Annotated in this window: 2 protein-coding genes and 1 pseudogene; all 3 read right to left on the bottom strand. The window is 56.6% G+C overall.

Going from position 1 to position 1,181, the window contains the following annotated elements; genetic code table 11:
• A pseudogene (locus CSR04_RS25070) lies at positions 1-380 on the bottom strand (hypothetical protein); the annotation flags it as partial.
• Positions 377-946, bottom strand: coding sequence for a phage protein Gp27 family protein (locus CSR04_RS24370; protein ID WP_172449485.1), 570 nt, complete (start codon positions 944-946; stop codon positions 377-379). The gene CSR04_RS24370 and the pseudogene CSR04_RS25070, both read right to left, overlap by 4 nt.
• A gap of 1 nt (position 947) precedes the next feature.
• Positions 948-1,181, bottom strand: a 234-nt coding sequence (locus tag CSR04_RS24365; RefSeq protein ID WP_102798973.1) for a VpaChn25_0724 family phage protein, incomplete at its 5' end; no start/stop codon positions are given.

Raw genomic sequence — 1,181 nt, 5'->3', positions numbered from 1 at the left:
GTGATCCGCCAGCCAGACGCAAAGGTTACACAGTAGGTCACAATGTCTTTGTCTTGATCAACCAGTACCGTGCCATCCAGGTCTATCTCGCCCACGGCGACTTCGTAGGCCCTCGCCCAGTTGGCGGCGTCACGAATGAATTCTTTGGCCATGTCCTGGTTGTAGCCGATGTACCACACATCCATACCACCCGCATCCTTGGTGGCGGCTGCGACTAGTGCGGCCTGTGACGCTACCCCCCAACTCAGGCCGATACGGCGGGATTTTTCAATGACGATAACCTGGGCAGGGTCATTTATAACGTCGACCTGGTAATGCAGTAGCAGCGCTTCTTCTACTGCGTCGGCTACCGGTGCGACTTTTTTGGTGGCGTCGATCACAGTCGCACCCCGGTTATGGCCTCACGTAGCTTGGCAATGGTGTCGGCATCGGCACCGGCTTTCTTAACGGCTTTCTCGGCCTCTTCGGCGGCTCTGGCTTTGGTTTCAGCCACTGCCTGCTCACGGATCTGTTTCTCCAGGGCGGCGTTGTAGTTGGCGCTGCGCTGCAGGCGGGAAATAGACAATACCAGGTCACCCAGGGTTTCCGGGTCGATGGGTTCGCTCTTGCCCATAAAGGCGGTGGTGGTTTTAAATGCGGCCGCCTGCAGCATGCTCATCAGCAGGCGGCCCTGTTCGCCCATTTGCGACAGGTCGAATTTGTCGGCCATGGAGTTGGCCCAAATCTCGGCATCTTTCAACTGCTTGGTGGTTTGCTCCAGCAGCTTGGCTTCACGCCACACGGTGTTGTCGTCAATGCTCTGTACGTCGGTGTCGCCGTGGTAATCGAGCAGCATGTCGTTGACCTGGTCGGCAATTTGCTGACAGGTGAATTTTTGCGACTCCAGCAACTGGTAGAAGGTTTTGCGGATTTGGTCTGGCAGACGCTCGACTTTACGCCCTTTCATATCAGGCACCTGGTGCGGGGCGCTTAACGCCTTCCACCTGGCACTGACCGCGGGCAACATCCATGCCGCGCTGGGTAATTTTGGCGACCAGGGTTTTGTCGCCAATACGTTCTACGTCCAGCAGGCCCTGTTCCTGTAACCACAACATGTGGTTACGTACTTTGTCGCGGCTGATGTTATGGCCGTAGCTTTCCAGAATGTCGTCCAGGATTGAATCGTTGGCTGTGTACCCGGC

The sequence above is a fragment of the Bowmanella denitrificans genome (genome assembly GCF_002887595.1).
Classification (GTDB): Bacteria; Pseudomonadota; Gammaproteobacteria; order Enterobacterales; family Alteromonadaceae; genus Bowmanella; species Bowmanella denitrificans.
Note: the sequence above shows the minus strand (reverse complement) of the source record. Positions and strands in the feature narration are given on the sequence as shown.

What these genes read in the sequence shown, in the direction of transcription:
- CSR04_RS24370 (WP_172449485.1), bottom strand. Translation starts at nt 946, where the DNA reads ATGAAAGGGCGTAAAGTCGAGCGTCTGCCAGACCAAATCCGCAAAACC.